This window comes from Streptomyces sp. NPDC111628 (assembly GCF_055635195.1).
Genome location: NZ_JBVKBZ010000004.1, coordinates 427,903 through 447,427, shown reverse-complemented (window position 1 = coordinate 447,427; position 19,525 = coordinate 427,903). Strand labels below are relative to the sequence as shown.

Here is a 19,525-nt window from a genome sequence, read left to right as displayed (position 1 = left end):
GATCAGCCCCGGGTCAGCTTCTTGTAGGTGGCGCGGTGCGGACGGGCGGCGTCGGCGCCGAGCCGCTCGACCTTGTTCTTCTCGTACGAGTCGAAGTTGCCCTCGAACCAGAACCACTTGGAGTCACCCTCGTAGGCGAGGATGTGGGTGGCGACGCGGTCCAGGAACCACCGGTCGTGGGAGACGACCACGGCGCACCCGGGGAACTCGAGCAGCGCGTTCTCGAGGCTGGAGAGCGTCTCCACGTCGAGGTCGTTGGTCGGCTCGTCGAGGAGGAGCAGGTTGCCGCCCTGCTTGAGGGTGAGCGCCAGGTTCAGCCGGTTGCGCTCACCGCCGGAGAGGACCCCGGCCGGCTTCTGCTGGTCCGGTCCCTTGAACCCGAAGGCGGAGACGTACGCCCGCGAGGGCATCTCGACCTGGCCGACGTTGATGTAGTCCATCTCGTCGGAGACGACCGCCCAGAGCGTCTTCTTCGGGTCGATGTTCTCGCGGCTCTGGTCGACGTAGGAGATCTTGACGGTCTCGCCGACCTTGATGGAACCGGAGTCCGGCTCCTCGAAGCCCTGGATCATCTTGAAGAGGGTGGTCTTTCCGGCACCGTTGGGGCCGATGACACCGACGATGCCGTTGCGCGGCAGGGTGAAGCTGAGGTCGTCGATGAGGACCTTGTCGCCGAAGCCCTTGCTGAGGTTGTTGACCTCGACGACGACGCTGCCCAGGCGCGGGCCCGGCGGAATCTGGATCTCCTCGAAGTCCAGCTTCCGCATCTTGTCGGCCTCGGCCGCCATCTCCTCGTACCGCGCGAGACGCGCCTTGGACTTGGCCTGCCGCCCCTTGGCGTTGGACCGCACCCACTCCAGCTCGTCCTTGAGCCGCTTCGCGCGCTTGGCGTCCTTCTGGCCCTCGACCTTGAGGCGGGTCTGCTTGGTCTCCAGGTACTTGGAGTAGTTGCCCTCGTAGCCGTGCAGGCGGCCGCGGTCGACCTCGCAGATCCAGCCGGCGACGTTGTCCAGGAAGTACCGGTCGTGGGTCACGGCCACGACGGTGCCCTCGTACTTGGCGAGGTGCTGCTCCAGCCAGTTCACCGACTCGGCGTCGAGGTGGTTGGTGGGCTCGTCGAGCAGCAGCAGGTCGGGGGCTTCCAGCAGCAGCTTGCACAGCGCCACACGCCGCTTCTCACCACCGGACAGATTGACCACGGGCCAGTCGCCGGGCGGGCAGCCCAGCGCGTCCATGGCCTGCTCCAGCTGGGCGTCGAGGTCCCAGGCGTTGGCGTGGTCCAGCTCCTCCTGGAGCTTGCCCATCTCCTCGAGCAGCGCGTCCGAGTAGTCGGTCGCCATCTGCTCGGCGATCTCGTTGAACCGGTCGAGCTTGCCCTTGACCTCGGAGACACCCTCCTGGACGTTCTCCAGGACGGTCTTCTCCTCGTTGAGCGGGGGCTCCTGGAGCAGGATGCCGACGGTGTAGCCCGGGGACAGGAAGGCGTCCCCGTTCGAGGGCTGCTCCAGCCCCGCCATGATCTTCAGTACGGTCGACTTGCCGGCGCCGTTCGGTCCGACCACACCGATCTTCGCGCCGGGCAGGAAGCTCAGGGTGACGTCATCAAGGATCACCTTGTCGCCGTGCGCCTTGCGCGCCTTGCGCATGGTGTAAATGTACTCAGCCAAGAGAAACCGTCCGGCAGCTTGATCAGGCAGTGGGCAGATACACCCCATCTTGCCGCACCGCCACCGCTGTGAGGAAACGCGTTCCCTGCGGGGGCTCTGACCTGGCCTTTCCTGGATGCCGCCGGAGCCCCACCGGTCACTGTCGGTCTCCGTCGATCGACCTCGGGGACCCTCGCACGGCCCAGCCCCGAGGGTGCCACTCCCCCGCTGCCCGGGGCTACGGTGCTGCCGTGACCAGCTCATCGGAGCGCCCTTTCCTCTTCCTCGACGTCGACGGCCCACTGATCCCGTTCGGGTCTTCGGCCGGTCAGAAGGAGTTCACTGCCGCCTCCTCGACGACCGTCGATCAGGGAAACCCGCTGCTGGCCCGACTCGACCCCGGGATCGGGGCGCGCCTCATTGCTCTGCGCTGTCGGCTCGTGTGGGCGACGACCTGGATGGAAGAGGCGAACGACGTCATCGCCCCGCGCATCGGCCTGCCGCGGCTGCCGGTGCTGGAGTGGCCGGACGCCGACGCGGGAGGAACCCCGCGGGGACTCCACTGGAAGACCCGCCCCATGGTCGAGTGGGCCGCCGGCCGCCCCTTCGTCTGGGTCGACGACGAGATCAGCACCATGGACCGCCTCTGGGTCGACGCCAGCCACCCTGGGCCTTCACTGCTGCACCAGGTCGAGCCGGCCAGAGGCCTCGATGGCGCCGACTTCCGCGCGCTCGCCGGATGGCTCGATGCCGTTGCGCCGGGATGAGTACACCTCAGGGCTGAGTCCACCGCCTTCGGCGCCGTCCTCATACGGCGAAGTCCAGGCGTGGCTATCGCGCGGGCACCCCCGACGTCACCGATTCACGCCTTGCGGACACCGTCCGCGGGGAATCATGGGTGCGACGTCGTGACGGGGTCACAGCGAGGGGGATGGGGAAGAGTGCCAGCAGCGGTGGAGTCGGTCTTCGTCAGCTATGCCGGGCCGGACCGGGCCTGGGCGGAGTGGGCGGCATGGCACCTGCGGGAGGTCGGCCATGCCGTGGAGCTGGATGTCTGGGACTGGCGGATCGGCGACAACTTCATCGAACGGATGAACGACGCGATGCGGCGTGCCACGACGGTGGTGGCGCTGTTCTCCAACAACTACTTCGATCCCGCGCGGTGGACGCGGGAGGAGTGGACCTCCGTCGTCGCGCGCCGCGAACGCATCGTCCCGGTGACCATCGAACCCCTCACGGCATCAGACATCCCGGACATCCTGACCGCCGTCATCCGAAAAGACCTGCACAGTCTGGACGAGCAGGCCGCCATCACGGCACTGCTGGAGGCCGTCAGCGGCCCCACCGGCCCGCGCACGGCGCCCAGTTTCCCCGGCACACCCGCACCGGTGCACGCCGCTTCCGCAGGGGGCGCACAGGGACAGCGTCCCCGGCTGCCCAGTGGCGCAGGCCTGCCACGGGTGTGGAACGTGCGAGACCGCAATCCCCATTTCACCGGGCGTGAGGCCCTGATCTCCCGGATCCGCGAGGGCTTGCTCGGCGGTCGGCAGGCCGTGGTCCAGGCCCTGCACGGCCTGGGCGGCATCGGCAAGACACAGATCGCCCTGGAGTACGCCCACCGCTTCGCCAGCCAGTACGACACCGTCTGGTGGATCGACGCCGCGCGGGCCGACCAGATCCTTGTCCGCTACACCGAGCTGGCCGCCCGGCTGGGCATCGCCAAACCGGAGGCCGGCGCCGAACACAACGCGCGCACGCTGCTGGAACATCTGCACACCCAGGATCGCTGGCTGATCATCCTGGACAACGCCGACGATCCTCACGACTTCGAAAGCCTGATCCCCACCGGGCCCGGCCACGTCCTGATCACGTCACGCAACCCGGGCTGGAACGACCGGGTCCACAGCCTGAACCTGGGCGTCTTCGCCCGCAGCGACTCCCTGGCCTACCTCACCGCCCGCATGCCCGGCATCACGCCGGACCAGGCCGGCGGCCTCGCGGACGACCTCGGCGACCTGCCCCTCGCCCTCGCCCAGGCGGTCGGCGTCATCACCAGCGGCATGACCTTGGACCGCTATCGCCATCTGCTCACGGAGAAGACCGCCAAGCTCATGGCCAACGGAGGTCCGCCCGGCTACCCCGCCCCGTTGGCCGCCGCCGTGGACATCGCCACCAACCGCCTGGCAGGCGACGACCCGGACGCCGCCGACCTGCTCCGCCTCGGCGCCTTCCTCGGCCCGGAACCGATTCCCACCGCCTGGCTGGAAGCGGTCCGCGACCGGCTGAGCACCATTGCCGTCGACCCGGACAACATCATGTGGCCGCAGACCGCCCTCCGGCCCCTGGCCCGTTACGGTCTCGCCCGCGTCGACCACGAGACCTTCCAGATCCACCGGCTCACCCAGGCCATCCTCCGCGACCGGTCCAGCCAGGCCGACACCGACGGGTCCGAAGACGATGTCGCCACGATCCTGACCACCGTGGCCCCGGGCGACCCGGACACGCCCGCCGCCTGGCCCGGGTGGGCCGCCTACACGACCCACCTCGCCGCCCGGAAGGACATCGCGACCAGTCGCCCGGAGCTGCGCCAGGCGCTCGTCCGAGCAGCGCGTTACCTGATCAAGAGCGGCCAGGAACGCACCGCCCGCGACCTCGTCTCCGCCCTCCACGACAGCTGGACCGGCGTCCTCGGCGAGGACCACCCCGACACCCTCGCCGGCGCCCGCTACCTCGGTCACGTCATCAGCTACTTCGGGCAGTACGGCGAGGCCCGCCGCTTGCACGAGGACACCCTCGACCGGCGGCGCCGCGTCCTCGGCGAGGACCACCCCGACACCCTCGACTCCGCGCACAGCCTCGCAGGCGCACTGCACGGCCTCGGGCAGTACGCCGAAGCCCGCCGCATGCACGAGGACACCCTCGACCGCCGCCGCCGCACCCTCGGCGAAGACCACCCCGACACGCTCCACTCCGCCCACAGCCTCGCAGGCGCACTGCACGACCTCGGGCAGTACGCCGAAGCCCGCCGCATGCACGAGGACACCCTCGACCGCCGCCGCCGCACCCTCGGCGAAGACCACCCCGACACCCTCGACTCCGCCCACAGCCTCGCCAGCAGCCTGCACAATCTGGGGCGGTACGCGGACGCCCGCCGCATGGTGGAAGAAACCTTCGACCGGCGCCGCCGCACCCTGGGCGAGGACCACCCCGACACCCTCGCCTCCGCCCACGATCGAGCCGCCAGCCTGCACGCTCTCGGGCAGTACGCCGAGGCCCGCCGCATGGTCGAGGACACCCTCGACCGGCGCCGCCGCACCCTCGGCGAGGACCACCCCCACACCCTCTCCTACACCCACGACCTCGCCGCCAGCCTGCACAACCTCGGGCAGTACGCCGAAGCCCGCCGCATGGACGAGGACACCCTCGCGCGCCGCCGCCGGCTGTTCGGGGAGGACCATCCCCACACCCTCGCCTCCGCCCACAGCCTGGCGGTGACCCTGCACGCTCTCGGGCAGTCCACGGATGCCCGCCGCATGCACGAGGACACCCTCGACCGCCGCCGCCGCATCCTCGGCGAAGATCATCCCCACACCCTCGACTCCGCCCACAGCCTGGCCGTCACCCTGCACACCCTCGGGCAGTCCACGGATGCCCGCCGCATGCACGAGGACACCCTCGACCGGCGCCGCCGCACCCTCGGCGAGAACCATCCCCACACCCTCGCCTCCGCCCACAGCCTGGCGGTCGCCCTCCACGCTCTCGGACAGGACGCGGACGCCCGCCGCATGGTCGAGGACACCCTCGACCGGCGGCGCCGCATCCTCGGCGAGGACCACCCCGACACCCTCGACTCCGCGCACAGCCTCGCAGGCAGCCTGCACAACCTCGGGCAGTACGCCGAAGCCCGCCGCATGGACGAGCAGACCCTCGGCCACCGCCGCCGCATCCTCGGCGAGGACCACCCCCGCTCCCTCCAGTCCGCGTACAGCCTCGCGGTCACCCTGAGTGCCCTGCGAGACCATGCGACGGCCGTGCAACTGCTCAAGGACACTCGCGCTCGAAGCCGCCGAACCCACGGTGAGGAGCACCAGTTCACCGAGGAAGTGACCGAGGCACTCGCCGCCGAGCTGACTGCGGTGGGCAAGCGGCACGAGGCGCAGAAGATACTCTCCGCCCGCAAGGCGGGCTCGCGCCCCGTCACCCGCCGGAAACGCCGCTAGCCCCGGTTTGCGCCGTCGGCCGGGATCGGGGCCGGGGTCAACCGCTCACCGGCCCGGGCTCTCGTCACTGCTCGTTCTTCCTGCGGACCAACAGCAGGACCGCGCCGCCGAGGACCACGAGGCCGATGGCCGCGCCGCCGATCAGCGGGGTCGCGTCGGAGCTGCCGGTTTCGGCGAGGTTGGGGTTGGGGGAGGGCGTGACGACCGTGGCGGGGGCCGGTTCGCTGAGGGTGTGGGTGGTGTCGGACAGGGTGGCGCTCTGGGTACGGCAGTCGAGGACGCCGGCGAATCGCTGTTCGAAGCCGGCCGGGCCGCGGATCGTGAAGTCGTAGGCGCGGTCCTCGGGCAGCGGTACCGGCACCGTCCGGGTCTCGCCCGGCGCGATGGTGTACTCGGCGTCCAGCAGCTCGAAGGTGAAGGGCTCGTCGCCCTTGTTGAGCGCCGTGATGTCCAGGGTGCCCTCGGCGCAGTTCTTCTCGGCGGACAGGGCGGGTATCGCGCCCTCGGCGGCCCAGGTGGCGGTCGCCGTGGCCGCGACTGTCGACTCGCTGGACCCGGCCAGGATCTGCGTCTGGCTCCGGCTCTCGGAGGCGAAGGCGCGGCCGACCGGCACGGTCGTCGAGGCCTGGACGGACAGCTGGGCGGTACCGGCCGCCGCGTCCTCGGGCACGTCGAAGAAGATCTGGGCACCGTCGGTGACCTTGGTGACGGGCTCGCCCTTCTTGTCGACGATCCGTACCGCGCCCTCGCTCGTGGCGTCCACCGGCGGCGTCACCGTCGCGCCGCCCGCGTTGGTGCGGACCGTCACCGGGCCGAGCCGTTCGCCGGGGCGGCCCGAGACGGCCGGCGGGTCCAGGGCGAGCGACGCCGCGGGTTCCGCGAGGCCGCGGGCGTTCTCCTCCAGGTAGTCGGCGAGCCGCTCGGCCTGCGGATCGACGGCCTCGACGTCCGTGTCGTCCGAGTAGCGCCAGATGGCGACCTGGGTACCGGCCGCCGCGTCCTCCTCGGTGAGCCCGCCGCGGAGGCCGGCCTTCTTCGCGAGCGCGGCGAGGTCGTTGACCTGCGGGTAGCTGTTCTGCAGGATCCAGCGGACGCGGCCGGCGTCCTTGTTGGTGCCCAGCGACGTCCCGCTCCAGGGAGTCTCCTGGTACTTGGCGTCCTTCTGCGTCGGGTTCTGGATGTCGACGCAGTACGTCTGCAGCATGCCGCCGCCCTCGACGGACATCTCGAACAGCCCGGCCGGCACCTGCTGGTCGCCGTCCGGCCCGTGGATGACCGCGGTGCCGTGCGTCTTGAGGCCGCCTATGGTGGCCGTCGCCCCGCCCTGGCCCCGCGCCGCCCCGTCCTGGGCGGCGGCGGGAGCCGCACCGGTCACCACACCGGCGAGCGCGAGCGCGGACGCCAGCGCTCCGGCGGCGAGACGCGCCGCCCCTCGACCGGGCAGAGACGGCGCAGCGTGCGAAGAAAACACCAAATTCCCCTTCGAGCAGGACCCGTTGGCGTGGGGGGAACGGTCCCACCAGCAGAATCAGCAGCCACACAAGGCTCGTTCGGCATCCTAAGGACGTGAGGGACCGGGCTTGCCGGTGATCGTCGTCCGCGCGGTGATCCGACTCGGAATCGTTATCGCCGAGAGCGTTTTCGAACAGGGATTGTCGACAAATCCATCCTGCCCGGGCTTCAGCTCATCCCACCGGGACGGGGTCCGGCCGCTGTTCGGGGGCCGGTTCCCGCGGCGTGCCCCCGGCCGGGACCTCCCAGTTGGGTTCCGGCTGGGGCGGGGAGGCCGACGCCTCCGCCCTGCCGGTGCGCCGGAACGCCGCCGTGCCGCGGGCGAGATCGTGACCGATCGCCACCGCGTCGATGTCGGCCGAGGTCCGGCTCTGCCCCTCGCGCACATCGGTGCGCACCTTCAGCCTGCCCTGCACGACGACGGGGTCGCCCACCGCCAGTGACCCGGAGGCGTTGGTGGCGAGCTGCCGGTTGGCCCACACCGTGAAGAAGTTGGTGTGCCCGTCGGTCCAGGCGCTCTTCTCGCGGTCCCAGTAGCGCGCGGTGACCGCGAGCCGGAAGCGCACCGACGGTCCGTTCGCCAGGTCGCGGAAGACCGGCTGGGTGGCCACGTTCCCCACCGCGCAGATCATCGTATCGTTCATCGCGAGTCCTCCCTCCCGCACGGGCCTGTCCCGTACGGCGGCCGGGGCGACCGCGTCCGTCGCGATCGCCGTGGAGGCCAGATTGCCCGCGCCCGGGCCGGTCCGCCGAGGGCTGTGGACCGGCCCGGTGCCTGTGGAGAACTCCCCCACCCGCAGGGGTGGCAGCCGCCGACCCGCACGGGTGGCAGCCGTGGAGACGCGCCGCTACCTCGTCGCCGCTCCCGCCCCCAGGCCCGCCCCCGTGACCCGCGCGTACTGTTCCCGCACCTCGCGGTACCGCAGCAGTTCCGCCGCCAGCGGATCCAGCACCCGGGCCCGGCCGCACCCCGCGGCCGCCTCCCGCAACAGGCGTTCCGCCTCATGGCCGTAGCGCCGGGCGGGGCCGCGGGCCGCCAGGCGGCAGCTCCACTCGATGAGGGGGCCGCCGACGATGCCGGCCACCATCAGCAGCACGGGCACACCCAGGTTCGGCGGCACGACGCCGATGATCTGGCCCAGCAGCCACAGACCGCCCACCACCTGGAGCAGGGTCATGGTCGCCTGGGCGAGGACTGCCATCGGCCACCATCCGGGCCGCGGCGGACGCCCCGGCGGCAGCCCCGCGCGCACCGCCAGCTCGTCGAGGGCCTCGGGCAGCCCCTGGGCGCCGCGGACGGCCGCCTCGCGCATCGCCAGCGCCCACGGTGCCGGCAGTCCGGCCGACGCCCGGTCCGAGACCGTGCGCACCGCCTGTTCGACGCGCTGCCGCGCCGTGGCCTCCTCGTCCGCCTGGGCGCGCGACGACAGCCGTCCCGTGACGGGATCGCGCCGGTCGTGGTACCAGCGCCACAGCCGCAGCCAGGGTGTCCCGCAGGCGCGGTTGGCGTTGCGCAGCCAGGCGCGTTCGGCGGCCTCGCCCGCGGCGGTGGCACCCACCGCGTCGGCCAGCCGGTCCGCGAACTCCTCCCGCGCCTCCTCGCTGAGCCCGGTGCGCCGCCCCGTGACGTACACGGGGCGCAGGTGCCGGGCGGCGGCGTCCACGTCGGCCGCGATACGTCGCGCCGGGGCCTGCCGCTCGGCGACGAACTGGCCCAGCGTCTCGCGCAGTTCGCCGACGCCCTCCCCGGTGAGCGCGGACAGGGCGAGCACCGTCGCGCCGGGTTCGCCGTACTCGCCCAGCGCGATGCCGTCCTCGTCGAGCAGACGCCGCAGGTCGTCGAGGACCTGCTCGGCGGCCTCCCCGGGGAGCCGGTCGACCTGGTTGAGGACGACGAGGGTGACCTCCGCGTGGCCCGCCATCGGCCGGAGATAGCGCTCGTGGAGTACGGCGTCGGCGTACTTCTCCGGGTCGACGACCCAGATGACGGCGTCGACCAGCGCCAGGATGCGGTCCACCTGTTCGCGGTGCTGCACGGCGGCCGAGTCGTGGTCGGGCAGGTCGATCAGGACCAGTCCGCGCAGCGGTGACTCGGAGTCCGGGTGCTGGAGCGGACGGCGGCGCAGCCGGCCGGGGATGCCGAGCCGGTCGAGGAGGCTGGCGGCGCCGTCGCTCCAACTGCACGCGATGGGCGCGGCGGTGGTCGGCCGGCGGACGCCGGTCTCGGAGATCGTCACCCCGGCGAGGGTGTTGAACAGCTGCGACTTGCCGCTGCCGGTCGCGCCGGCGATGGCGACGACGGTGTGCTGTCCGGAGAGCCTGCGCCGCGCGGCGGCCTCGTCCAGGACCCGGCCCGCCTCGGCCAGGGTTCCGCCGTCGAGCCGGGTCCGGGAGAGGCCCACCAGTTCGCGCAGTGCGTCCAGGCGTGACCTGAGGTTCCCGTCGTAGGCGAGCGGCATCAGGGCGGCCGAGGAGGCGGCGGGCCTGCTCGGCAGGACGGCGAACTGCTCGGCTCCGCCGTTCTCGTCCACCCGCCTGGCGATCAGTCCATCGCCCCAGGCTTCCTCCCCGCCCCCGTCGCCGGAAGCGGCCGAACCGTCGGCCGGGGCATCGGCGCGTTCCGCGCGGCGGTGCCCCCCGGTGAGGTCGTCCTGCACGCGCGCGTGAGAGCCACCGCCGGAGCGCTCGCTCCCACGTTCCCGCGGACGCGTCCCGCGCCCGGCGTCCCCGGCGTCCCCGGCATCCCGGACGTCCCCGGTGGCGTGCTCCGGGCCGACGCGCTTCCGCCCGGCGCGCTCGCGGGGGACCGCCTTCTCGGCGAGGCCCTCCTCGTCCCGGCCGTCCCGGCCGTCCCGGCCGTCCCGGCTGTCCCGGCGCTCTCGGCGCTCTCGGCGCTCTCGGCGGTCCAGGTCATCCCGCTCGTCCCGGCGGTCCCGGGGGTCCGGGGCATCCCCGTCGTCCCGGTCGCCCCGGCCGTTCGTTTCATCCCGGTTGCCTCCGCGGTCCCCGTGGTCTCCGTGGTCCCCCCGATCCCGGTCGTCCCGGTCGGCACGGTCGGCCCGGGGGTTCGCATCCTCGGTGCGGTCCGCCCGCGTCGTCTCCTTCGTCGTGTGCTCGGTGGGGTCCTGGTCAGTGACGGCGGTCACCGGTCACCTCTCCTTCTGCAGTACGGACAGCGCGGCGATGAGCTCTGCCTGCGGCTCCGGGTGCACCTCGAGACCGTCGAGCGGCGCCAGCCTGCGCTCGCGCTCGACGTGCATGACCCGGTCGACGTGTTCCTCGAGCAGCCGCCCGCCCCGGTCGCGCAGCCGCAGCGCGCCGTGGGCGCCGATCCGCTCGGCGAGCCGTTCCCCGGCGACGCGTGCGCGCCGCCCGCCCAGCAGCACGGTGGCGACCAGGCCGGCCACCACCCCGGGGTCCGGGGCCAGGTTCCGGTCCAGCTCGCGCACCTCGTCCTCGGCGTACTCCTCCAGCTCACGCCGCCAGCGCCGTACGGCCACCCCGATGCGTTGCTCGGCGCTCTCCGGCGCGGGGACGTGGTCCGCGAGTTCGGGGGCACCCGACGCCGGTTCGTGCCGCCAGGCCTCGTCGACGCTTTCGTCGGCGGCCGTGACGGCGCACAGCAGCAGGGCGCTCAGGCTCTCCACCAGCGAGTCGAGGAGCTCTTCCGGCGAGCAGTCGAGGGGGAAGGCCCGCCAGCGCTTCAGCGCGTCCCCGGCGAGCACGGCGCCCGCCTGCAACCGGCCCCGCACGCGCGCGTGCTCGGCGTCGTAGGCGCCCTCGACGGCGGCGGTGAGCCGCAGCGCGGCGGCGTACTGCGCGGCGGTGGCACCGGCCAGCTCGGGCATCCGGGACCTGAGCGAGTCCAGGATGCCGTGCGCCGTGCGGGCCATGGCGTGGTGCCGGGCGTCGAGTTCCTGCGCCCGGTGGACGAGCCAGGACCGCAGCGGGGCCACGGCGCTGGCCGGCAGCAGGCCGCCGCCCCAGGCCGACTCGGGCAGTTCCGGGACCGTGAAGCGGGGGACGTCGCCGAGCCCGGCCTTGGTGAGCAGGGCCCCGTACTGCCGCGACACCTCGGACACCACCTGGTGGGGCACCCGGTCGAGCACGGTGACCAAGGTGGCGTCGTACTCCTTGGCGGTGCGCAGCAGGTGCCAGGGCACCGCGTCGGCGTACCGCGCGGCCGTGGTGACCATCACCCAGATGTCGGCGGCGCAGATCAGTTCGGCCGCCAGGACGCGGTTGTCGGCGATGAGGGAGTCGACGTCGGGCGCGTCCAGGAGGGCGATGCCGGGCGGCAGGGTGTCGGCGGTCTCGACCCGCAGCACGCGCGCGGGGTTCTCCCCGGGCAGCAGCAGGTCGTCGTCCGGGTCCCGGTGGGGCACCCACACGCGCGTGAGGTCGGGCAGCACCCGCATGCCGCTGAACCAGTGGTGGTCCTCCGGGTGGCAGACCAGGACCGGCGTGCGGGTCGTGGGCCGCAGCACACCCGCCTCGCTGACCCGGCGTCCCACCAGGGAGTTCACCAGGGTCGACTTCCCGGCGCCGGTGGATCCGCCCACCACGGCCAGCAACGGCGCTTCGGGCTCCTTCAGGCGGGGCACCAAGTAGTCGTCGAGCTGTGCGAGCAGTTCGTCACGGTTGGCACGCGCGCGTGGGGCCCCCGCGAGGGGCAGCGGGAAGCGTGCGGCCGCGACACGGTCGCGCAGGGCGGAGAGTGCGTCGAGCAGCTGAGGCCGTACGTCCAAGGTCACCACATGTGAAGAATGCCCAATTTTGAGGGAATTCTGAAGCATATGAGCATGATGAGCATGTCTGCGCGCCGACCGGACACTCCGGACGGAAGGGACTACTGGGACGCGAGGACAGTCCAGGCATAACGAGTGGACAACACCCGATGCGCGAGACGCCAAAAGCGATGCACGATTCGTAACTGCCTGCGATTATCGGGATCGCTTCACCGAACCTCCACATCGAGCCACGGAGGGGAAGCGTCCGGGACATGGAGCCGGGAGCCCTATCCTTGTCCCCGGCGAGGTCACGGACCGGCCCACACCCGGGCACGCACGACCGAGGCCACCACACCAGGCCCCCGTAGCTCAGTGGATAGAGCAGGCGCCTTCTAAGCGCTTGGCCGCAGGTTCGAGTCCTGCCGGGGGCGCCGGGACACCCCTCCTTCCGGGAGGGCACCATCTCCGGTGCGGACACCGCCTCGCTCCGCCGACGCGGGTCAGTCGGCCGCGAGGGCCGACGGGTCGTCACCCGCCCGCCCGGGCTCTTCGTCGAGCACGCCGGTCTTGGCCATGAGGAAGGCCAACTGGGCGCGGCTGCGACTGCTGAAGGCCTCCGACGCCTTGCGCACATGGGTGGCCACGGTCCTGACGCTCATTCCGAGCCGCCCGGCGATGGCCTCGTCGGTGTAGCCGTTCACCATCAGCTGGAGGACGGACCGGCGAGTCTCGTCGGCCAGCAGGGGCGGGCGGTGCGCTCCGGGGGAGTACCGGAGCGGGGTGGCCCGCTCCCAGGCGTGCTCGAACATGCCGACGAGGTAGCGGATGAGACCCGGGTGCTCTATCGCCAGGGCGGTCTGGCTGCGCCGTTCACCGGGGTCGGGGACGAAGGCGATGCGCTGGTCGCAGACGATGATCCGGTCGAAGACCTCGTCCAGCGTTCGGACTTCCGCCCCGGCGGCGGAGATCTGCTCCACATAGAAGAGGGTCGGGTTGTGGGTGCGAATGGTGTGCTGGTAGATCGTGCGCTGCCGCACCCCGCGCCGGAGCGCCGGCAGGTCGCTGGCGAGGGCCTTGGCCAGGAGTTCCTGCGGCCGGCCGCCGCCGGGCTGGGCGGTGAGGAGTTCCTCCTGGCAGGAGTCCACGGCCGAGGCGAGGGTGGTGCTGATGACGTCCGCTCCACTGATGACCCGCGCGGCCTGCACCCCGTCCTCGCGGTAGCTGTCGCGGTAGACCTGCTCGGCGCGGTGGATCGACGCGTGGACCGCGTCGAGCGCGTGCTGCTGACGACCGATGGCCGCCTCCAGGGGCCGCAGGATGCCGCCGGCGGCCAGCCCGGGCGGAATGGCGACCACACCGCCGTCGGGTGCCCGCCGCAGAAGACCCAGGCTCGTCAAGCACTCCGGGATTTCCTGATTTATTGAGCGTCCTTTCAAAATTCGCGCATAGAAGTTCAACCCCTTCTGGCAGATCTCAAGCACCTGAATATTGTTCGGTATGTCCAGTTTCACACACATCTGTACATCCTTCAGATTCCGGCAATGCATGATCATGCCACATTTTCCTCTTGGCACAAGGGCGGAGCGGGACGCAAGATCTTCAGCAGACATCACGGCAACTCGACCCGGCATTGACGGCGGGCGAAAACAGGGGGCAGCTGTATGTTCAAGACCATGCATTTGCGCAAGGCGATCGCCACGTTCACCCTTTCCGCATTCCTTTCCCTGGGAGCGTTCGCCGCGTTTTCCGGCACAGCGCAGCACGAATCAGAGTTCGAGATCTCTGCCTTCACCGATTCGACGGACGACTCGCAGTGGGGATGACCATGCGCACCGAAGAGAACGAAGACGTGATCGTCGCACCCTCCCCTGCCGTGCAGGTGAGAGCCCGGGTGGAGGTTCCCGTCGACGTCCCCGGCCTGGGGCTCCGGGCGAGCACCATGGTCAGTTTCGACGGACTGCACGACGGCCGCGAGCACGTCGCACTCCTTATGCCGGGCTGGGAAGGGAAGAGCGATCCACTGGTGCGGGTGCATTCCGAATGCCTCACCGGTGACGTCTTCGGATCTCAGCGCTGCGACTGCGGTCCACAACTTCACGAGGCACTCGCCCTGTGCTCCCACGAAGGCGGCATCATCCTGTATCTGCGACAGGAGGGGCGCGGTATCGGGCTGTACAACAAGTTCGATGCCTACCTGCTGCAGGACGGTGGTCTGGACACCTTCGAAGCGAATGCGGTGCTCAATTTCAGCCATGATCTCCGGGACTACCGGGTGGCGGCCGAGATGCTGAGTGCTCTGGGCGTGCCCAGAATCCGTCTGCTGTCCAACAACCCGGAGAAGGGAAACCAGCTGCGTTCGCACGGCGTTGTCATATCGGACGTCGTCGCGACGGGGACCTTCGTCAATGAGAACAATCAGGCCTACCTGACGGCCAAGCGCGAACGAGCCGGTCATGCACTCGAGGTCTGAGGGGCCCGGGCCCGGGGAACCGACCGCGGTCGCCCCGCGGGAACTGACCGCCATGCGCCGGGCGCTGGAGCTGGCCGGGGCCGAGGTGGGGTCGACCGGTTCGAATCCCGCGGTCGGCTGCGTGCTGCTCGACGCGGAGGGTACGACGGTCGCGACCGGTGTCCACCGGGGGCCCGGCACCCCGCACGCGGAGGTCGACGCGCTGCGGCGGGCGCGGGGGCGGCAGCGCGGGACCACCGCCGTGGTCACCCTCGAACCCTGCGACCACCAGGGCCGTACCGGTCCCTGCTCCAGGGCCCTGATCGAGGCAGGGGTCCGCCGCGTCCTGTACGCGGTGGCGGACCCGAACCGGGTGGCGGCCGGCGGCGCGCGACGGCTGGCCGACGCCGGGATCGAGGTCGTCGGCGGCGTCCTCCAGACCGAGGCCGAGGCCGTACTGGAGATGTGGCTCACCGCCGTACGCGTCGGACGGCCCTTCGTCACCTGGAAGTTCGCCGCGACCCTGGACGGCCGCAGCGCCGCCGCCGACGGCTCCTCCCGCTGGATCAGCTCCGCCGAGTCCCGGACGGACGCCCATGAACTGCGCGCCCGGCACGACGCGGTCCTCGTCGGCTCGGGCACCTGGCGGTCCGACGATCCCCGGCTCGACCTGCGTCACGGCGTCGTGGGACAGCCTCCCCTGCGGATCGTGCTGGACGCCCGCGGTGAGCTGCCGCCGGACTCCCGGCTGCTGGACGGTGCGGCCCCGACGCTCGTGGTGACCGTTCCGGCCACCGAAACCGCCGACTACGACGAAAACGACAGCCACAACCACAGAGACAGCAACAGCAACAGCAACAGCAACAGCAACAGCAACAGCAACAGCGACAGCCGCAACGGCACCGACGTACTGCGTCTGAAGACCGACGCACGCGGGTACTTCCCGCCCCTCGACCTGCTCGAAGCGCTGGACGGCCGGGGAGTGCGGTCCGTGCTGGTCGAAGGGGGCCCCGCACTCGCCGCCTCCTTCGTCCGCGCCGGGCTCGTCGACCGTGTCGTCGCCTATGTCGCGCCCCTGCTGCTGGGTTCCGAGGGAGTCGGCGCCACCGGACCGCTGGGGATCGGGTCGATCCGTGAGGCACACCGGTTCCGTATCGCCTCGGTGGACCGGATCGGACCCGACCTCCGGGTCGAACTGCGGCCTCCCGCCCGGACCGGAGGGACACGGTGACCGGATTTCTCCTCCCCAACGCCCGTCTCACACCCCAGGAACACCCAGGGGCCGCCACGTCGGCGCTCCCCCCGGTCACGGTCCTCGTCCCGTTCTACCGGGAGACCGCCGCGATCCTGCGGCGCTCCGCCGACATGCTCCGGTCGCTGGACTATCCGCACGACAGGCTGTCCGTGCGCTGGCTCGTCGACGCCCGGTACCCCGAGGACGTGGCGGCCGCCGAGCGCGTCGCCACGTCGGCGCGGGCGGATTTCGGGGGCGAACTGCGGGTCGTGGCGGTGCCCTCCATGACACCGAAGGCCAAGGCCCTGAACCATGCGCTGCGCGAGGTCGACGACCCCTTCGTCGCCTTGTACGACGCGGACACGGTCCCGGACCCGCACCAGCTGCGGCAGGCCGTGGCCGCGCTAGACGCCCGCGGCCTCGACGTCGTCGACGCCATCGAACTGCCCGAGGCGGGCGGCGACCTGGTCAACCGGATCACGCTCGCGCAGTCGGCGGCGTTCTTCGGCGCGATGGAGTACGTCAATCGCCGAACCGGCATGCACATGCTTCTCGGCAGCTCGGTCTACTTCCGCCGCACCGCCCTCAAGGAGGTCGGGCCGCTCAGCGAGGACGGCGTCGAGGAGCTGTACGAGTGGGCGGTGCGGGCCGCCGCCACCGGGGTGCGTATGGGGCGCATCGTCTCCTTCTCGTACGGCACCCGCACCTCGGTGGTCGGGCCCGCGCTGCGGCAGCGCACCCGATGGATCCGCGGCCAACTGGACATCGGAGTCCGCTTCCTGCGCGGGAAGCCACTGCCGAACCGGCCGCGGACCGCCGTGGCGCTGATGACCCTCAGCCTGCTCGGCCAGCTCAGCGTGCTGCCGGTGACGGCCGCGGCCGTGCGCCACCGCGCGCTGCGCCTTCCCGCCGCCGCACTGCTCCTCGGTGAGGCACTGCGCGTGCGCAGCGTGTCGCGCGACCCGGTGTGGGAGGTGCTGCGGATCGGCTCGGGCTGGGCCCTGCTGCTGCCGTTCGAGCTCCTGGAGTCGACGTCGGCCTGGCGCGCGGTGTGGGAGCTGGCGACCGGCCGCGACACCTGGCACAAGGTACGGCCCGAGACCGGGGAGGACACGACGTGATCAGTCTGGGCCTGCCCCGCATCCCGCAGCGCGGACGGATCTTCTCCTCCGTCTTCATCGACACCTTCGGCTGGGGCCTGTTCGCTCCGCTGGCGTTCCTCTACTTCTCGTACAACACCGGGCTGTCCTTCTCGGCCATCGGTTCGGCGGTCAGCGCGGGCACCCTTGCCGCCCTGCCGACGGCCCTGCTGGCCGGCTGGCTGGTCGACCGGTTCTCCCCGAAGACCGTGCTGGTCTCCAGCAACCTGGTCACGGCACTGGGCTACGGCCTCTACCCCTTCGCGTCCGAGTGGACGCTGATCGCGGTGGCGACGTTCCTGGTCATGGCCGGTGACCGCCTGTACTGGGCGAGTTGGCCGGTGATCGTGGTGGATCTGGCCTCGGGCCGCAAGCTCGACGCCACCTATGCCGCGGTCGGGACCATCAAGAACTTCACCGTGGCCACCGGAGCCCTGGCCAGCTCGGGACTGACCGTCGTCTTCGGCCACGGGGCCGCGGACCTGGTGCTGGCCCTGAACGTGGTCACCTCACTCGTCGCCGCGGTGCTGCTGGCCGGAGTCCGGATCCCGGCGACCGGACCGGGCCGGAAGCCCGGGGCCACGGAGGAAGCGGAGCGGGAGGAGAACTCCGGCCGGCCGGCCCCCGGCTGGCGGGACGCCTTCACGGATCACGCGTTCACCGGGTTCTGCTTCTTCTTCATGCTCCTCACCTTCGCCTGGGCCCTGCCCTCGACGATCCTGCCCGCCTACGCCGTGGAGATCATGGAGCTGCCCGACTGGACCCCGGCCCTCTTCCTCGGGATCAACAGCGTCGCCATCATGCTGGCGCAGATGCCGGTGACGGCGAGGGTGTCCCACGTTCCGCGGCAGCGGCTGATCGTGCGCGCCGGGCTGATCTTCGCCGTCGTCTTCACCGGCCTCTATCTGGTGACCAAGGTGCCGGCCACCACGGCGATCGTGGTGCTCGTCCCCGTGATGCTGACCTTCACGCTGGGCGAGATGATCAGCCTGCCCGCGGCCAACGCCCTGGTGGCGAGCAGCGCTCCGGCGGCGATCCGCGGTCGTTACATGTCGCTCTTCCAGCTCTCCTGGGCGATCTCCGGCCTCTTCGTCCCGCTGCTCGCCGGGTTCGTGCTGGACCGCGGGGCGTTGTGGGTGTGCGCCGCGTTCGGTGGCATCGCCCTGCTCGCGGCGATCGGCATCCAGGCCACCACGTACCGGATCGCGCCCGCCGACCGGCCCGGCCCCGCCCCCCGGGGAGCGAGAACCGGTGCTCCCCCGCCGGCCCGCCCGAGTGACGAACCGGCGTCGTCCCCCGACCCGGGTCCGAGCGAGAGCACCCGCCCCGTGTCCACCAAGGATGTGACATGACGCAGACCTCGGCCGGTGCCCACGGCCTCTCCCCCGCTCCCGCCCGCACCGCCTCCCGGCTCCCCGGCATCAGGGTCATGGCCCACCCCCGGCGACGGGACCAGGCGGAGGCCCTGCTCGCCCGACTGCACGGCGACGACCGTGCACTCGTCCTCGACCCGGACCCGGACGGGCCGCCGAGCCCCCTGCGCACCGCGGCCGCCGCGTGGGCCGGCCCGTACGGCGAGGCGGGTCACCGGCTCGTGCTCCAGGACGACGTCGTGCCCGCCAAGAACTTCCTGGACCTGGTCGCGGAGGCCGTCCGCAGCCGCCCGGACGATCCGATCGCCTTCTACAGCAACTGGAACCACTGGAACGGCTCCGCCGTACGGCTCGCCGCCCTCAGTGGCGCCGGCTGGGCCCAGGCCATCCCGGACGAGTACGCGCCCTCGCTGGCCGTGGTCCTCCCCACCGCCCTGGCCGCCGACTTCGCCGACCACGCACGGCGGCTGCTCGCGCACGGCACGCCCCCGGACGACGAGGCCCTGAGCGCGTTCCTGCGGGAACGTGGTCGAGCACTCTTCATCGCCGTCCCCAACCTGGTGGAGCACCGGGGCGGTGACAGCCTCGTGGGCAACGACGTGCAGGGGCCCAGGTTCTCGCCCTGTTTCGCGGACGACGCGGCGGGGGGCCGAACGGGATCGTCCACGCTGGGAGCGCTGGACTTCTACCCCCACTTCTTCAAGGGGCACGTCTACGGAATCGTCCCCGCGGGTCCCGACGGCGGCCACACCAAGACCTACTGGGACGAGAGCGTCCGGACGACGGGCGTCGATCCGGTCCTGGTCCGGGAGGCGGCCCGGTGCGAACCGACGCCCGCGGCGCTGCTGCGCGACCTCGCGGGCGCCGGGCTGCACATCCACCACGCGACCGCGGCGTGGACGGCGGCCGTGCTGTACGGCATCACCCTGGAACGCCTTCCCGCCCCCGCGGGCGCCGGTGCCCGGGTCCCGGACCCCGCGATCCGCGCGCGGGCCGTCGAGACCATCCCGCTGGGCGGTCTGGCCCAGGTCGTGGGGCTTCCCCTGCTGCACCGGGTCATGCAGCCGCTGCGCGCACTGACCGAGGAAGGCCTGCGCGCGGGAGCGGAGCTGGCCGCGGCCACGCGCGGCTGACACGACGGCACGCCCTGCCCCCTCCCCCCCTCTCCCCCTCTCTCTGCTCTCTCTGCTCTCTCTGCTCTCTCTGTTCCTTCCAACTGCTC

General features: G+C 71.6%; 14 protein-coding genes and 1 tRNA gene. 9 read left to right on the top strand and 6 right to left on the bottom strand.

The genetic code is table 11. The features are described from left to right. Positions 1-2 precede the first annotated feature (2 nt). The gene (gene ettA, locus ACZ7MF_RS24025; protein WP_279559444.1) at positions 3-1,667 is read right to left on the bottom strand and encodes an energy-dependent translational throttle protein EttA; all 1,665 of its coding nucleotides are present in this window, start codon (positions 1,665-1,667) and stop codon (positions 3-5) included. Between the two features lie 230 nt (positions 1,668-1,897). Here ettA and ACZ7MF_RS24020 point away from each other — a divergent pair, with 230 nt between their 5' ends. Beyond that, on the top strand, positions 1,898-2,413 hold the full coding sequence (locus ACZ7MF_RS24020; protein ID WP_471479618.1) for an HAD domain-containing protein: 516 nt from the start codon (positions 1,898-1,900) through the stop codon (positions 2,411-2,413). Between the two features lie 174 nt (positions 2,414-2,587). Beyond that, entirely contained in the window at positions 2,588-5,866 is a 3,279-nt protein-coding gene (gene fxsT / locus ACZ7MF_RS24015) for an FxSxx-COOH system tetratricopeptide repeat protein (protein WP_471479616.1), read from the top strand. A 64-nt stretch (positions 5,867-5,930) separates the two neighbouring features. Here the strand turns inward: fxsT and ACZ7MF_RS24010 are convergent, their stop codons facing one another. The 4 genes from ACZ7MF_RS24010 to ACZ7MF_RS23995 all read right to left on the bottom strand — a co-directional run bounded on the left by ACZ7MF_RS24010 (position 5,931) and on the right by ACZ7MF_RS23995 (position 12,135). Continuing rightward, positions 5,931-7,337 carry a Cys-Gln thioester bond-forming surface protein gene (locus ACZ7MF_RS24010; protein ID WP_471479614.1) on the bottom strand — a complete coding sequence of 469 codons (1,407 nt, stop codon included), beginning with the start codon at positions 7,335-7,337 and terminating at the stop codon, positions 5,931-5,933. Positions 7,338-7,551: 214 nt separating this feature from the next. Then, positions 7,552-8,022: a single-stranded DNA-binding protein gene (locus ACZ7MF_RS24005; protein WP_471479612.1), complete on the bottom strand. Its 471-nt coding sequence runs from the start codon at positions 8,020-8,022 to the stop codon at positions 7,552-7,554. A gap of 204 nt (positions 8,023-8,226) precedes the next feature. Next, the gene (locus ACZ7MF_RS24000) at positions 8,227-10,524 is read right to left on the bottom strand and encodes a YfjP family GTPase (RefSeq protein WP_471479610.1); all 2,298 of its coding nucleotides are present in this window, start codon (positions 10,522-10,524) and stop codon (positions 8,227-8,229) included. A gap of 3 nt (positions 10,525-10,527) precedes the next feature. Then, positions 10,528-12,135: a dynamin family protein gene (locus tag ACZ7MF_RS23995; protein WP_471479608.1), complete on the bottom strand. Its 1,608-nt coding sequence runs from the start codon at positions 12,133-12,135 to the stop codon at positions 10,528-10,530. A 331-nt stretch (positions 12,136-12,466) separates the two neighbouring features. On the opposite strand from ACZ7MF_RS23995, the gene ACZ7MF_RS23990 reads away from it, so the two are divergent. After that, positions 12,467-12,539 (top strand) — tRNA-Arg (locus ACZ7MF_RS23990). Positions 12,540-12,608: 69 nt separating this feature from the next. On the opposite strand, the gene ACZ7MF_RS23985 is transcribed toward ACZ7MF_RS23990, so the two are convergent. Further along, positions 12,609-13,505 (bottom strand): LuxR C-terminal-related transcriptional regulator, encoded by an 897-nt coding sequence (locus tag ACZ7MF_RS23985; RefSeq protein WP_471479606.1) that lies wholly within the window; start codon positions 13,503-13,505, stop codon positions 12,609-12,611. A 264-nt stretch (positions 13,506-13,769) separates the two neighbouring features. Between ACZ7MF_RS23985 and ACZ7MF_RS23980 the strand changes: the two genes are divergently transcribed. Genes ACZ7MF_RS23980 through ACZ7MF_RS23955 form a run of 6 tightly spaced genes read left to right on the top strand, consistent with a single transcriptional unit; the run spans position 13,770 to position 19,436 of the window. Then, the gene (locus ACZ7MF_RS23980) at positions 13,770-13,931 is read left to right on the top strand and encodes a hypothetical protein (RefSeq protein WP_471479604.1); all 162 of its coding nucleotides are present in this window, start codon (positions 13,770-13,772) and stop codon (positions 13,929-13,931) included. Positions 13,932-13,933: 2 nt separating this feature from the next. After that, positions 13,934-14,578, top strand: coding sequence for a GTP cyclohydrolase II (locus ACZ7MF_RS23975; protein WP_471479602.1), 645 nt, complete (start codon positions 13,934-13,936; stop codon positions 14,576-14,578). A gap of 52 nt (positions 14,579-14,630) precedes the next feature. Continuing rightward, positions 14,631-15,788 (top strand): bifunctional diaminohydroxyphosphoribosylaminopyrimidine deaminase/5-amino-6-(5-phosphoribosylamino)uracil reductase RibD, encoded by a 1,158-nt coding sequence (gene ribD / locus ACZ7MF_RS23970; protein ID WP_471480104.1) that lies wholly within the window; start codon positions 14,631-14,633, stop codon positions 15,786-15,788. Then, positions 15,785-16,912 carry a glycosyltransferase gene (locus ACZ7MF_RS23965; protein WP_471479600.1) on the top strand — a complete coding sequence of 376 codons (1,128 nt, stop codon included), beginning with the start codon at positions 15,785-15,787 and terminating at the stop codon, positions 16,910-16,912. The genes ribD and ACZ7MF_RS23965 overlap by 4 nt, the downstream gene beginning before the upstream one ends. After that, entirely contained in the window at positions 16,909-18,282 is a 1,374-nt protein-coding gene (locus ACZ7MF_RS23960) for an MDR family MFS transporter (protein WP_471479598.1), read from the top strand. The genes ACZ7MF_RS23965 and ACZ7MF_RS23960 overlap by 4 nt, the downstream gene beginning before the upstream one ends. Beyond that, positions 18,279-19,436, top strand: a complete 1,158-nt coding sequence (locus tag ACZ7MF_RS23955; protein ID WP_471479596.1) for a hypothetical protein — start codon at positions 18,279-18,281, stop codon at positions 19,434-19,436. Before ACZ7MF_RS23960 ends, ACZ7MF_RS23955 begins: the two co-directional genes overlap by 4 nt. Positions 19,437-19,525: the final 89 nt, after the last annotated feature.

Bases quoted from the DNA above. Each gene is read 5' to 3' on its own strand.
- ACZ7MF_RS24005 (WP_471479612.1), bottom strand. From the start codon at position 8,022: ATGAACGATACGATGATCTGCGCGGTGGGGAACGTGGCCACCCAGCCG.
- ACZ7MF_RS23980 (WP_471479604.1), top strand. From the start codon at position 13,770: ATGTTCAAGACCATGCATTTGCGCAAGGCGATCGCCACGTTCACCCTT.
- ACZ7MF_RS23975 (WP_471479602.1), top strand. From the start codon at position 13,934: ATGCGCACCGAAGAGAACGAAGACGTGATCGTCGCACCCTCCCCTGCC.
- ribD (WP_471480104.1), top strand. From the start codon at position 14,631: ATGCGCCGGGCGCTGGAGCTGGCCGGGGCCGAGGTGGGGTCGACCGGT.
- ACZ7MF_RS23955 (WP_471479596.1), top strand. From the start codon at position 18,279: ATGACGCAGACCTCGGCCGGTGCCCACGGCCTCTCCCCCGCTCCCGCC.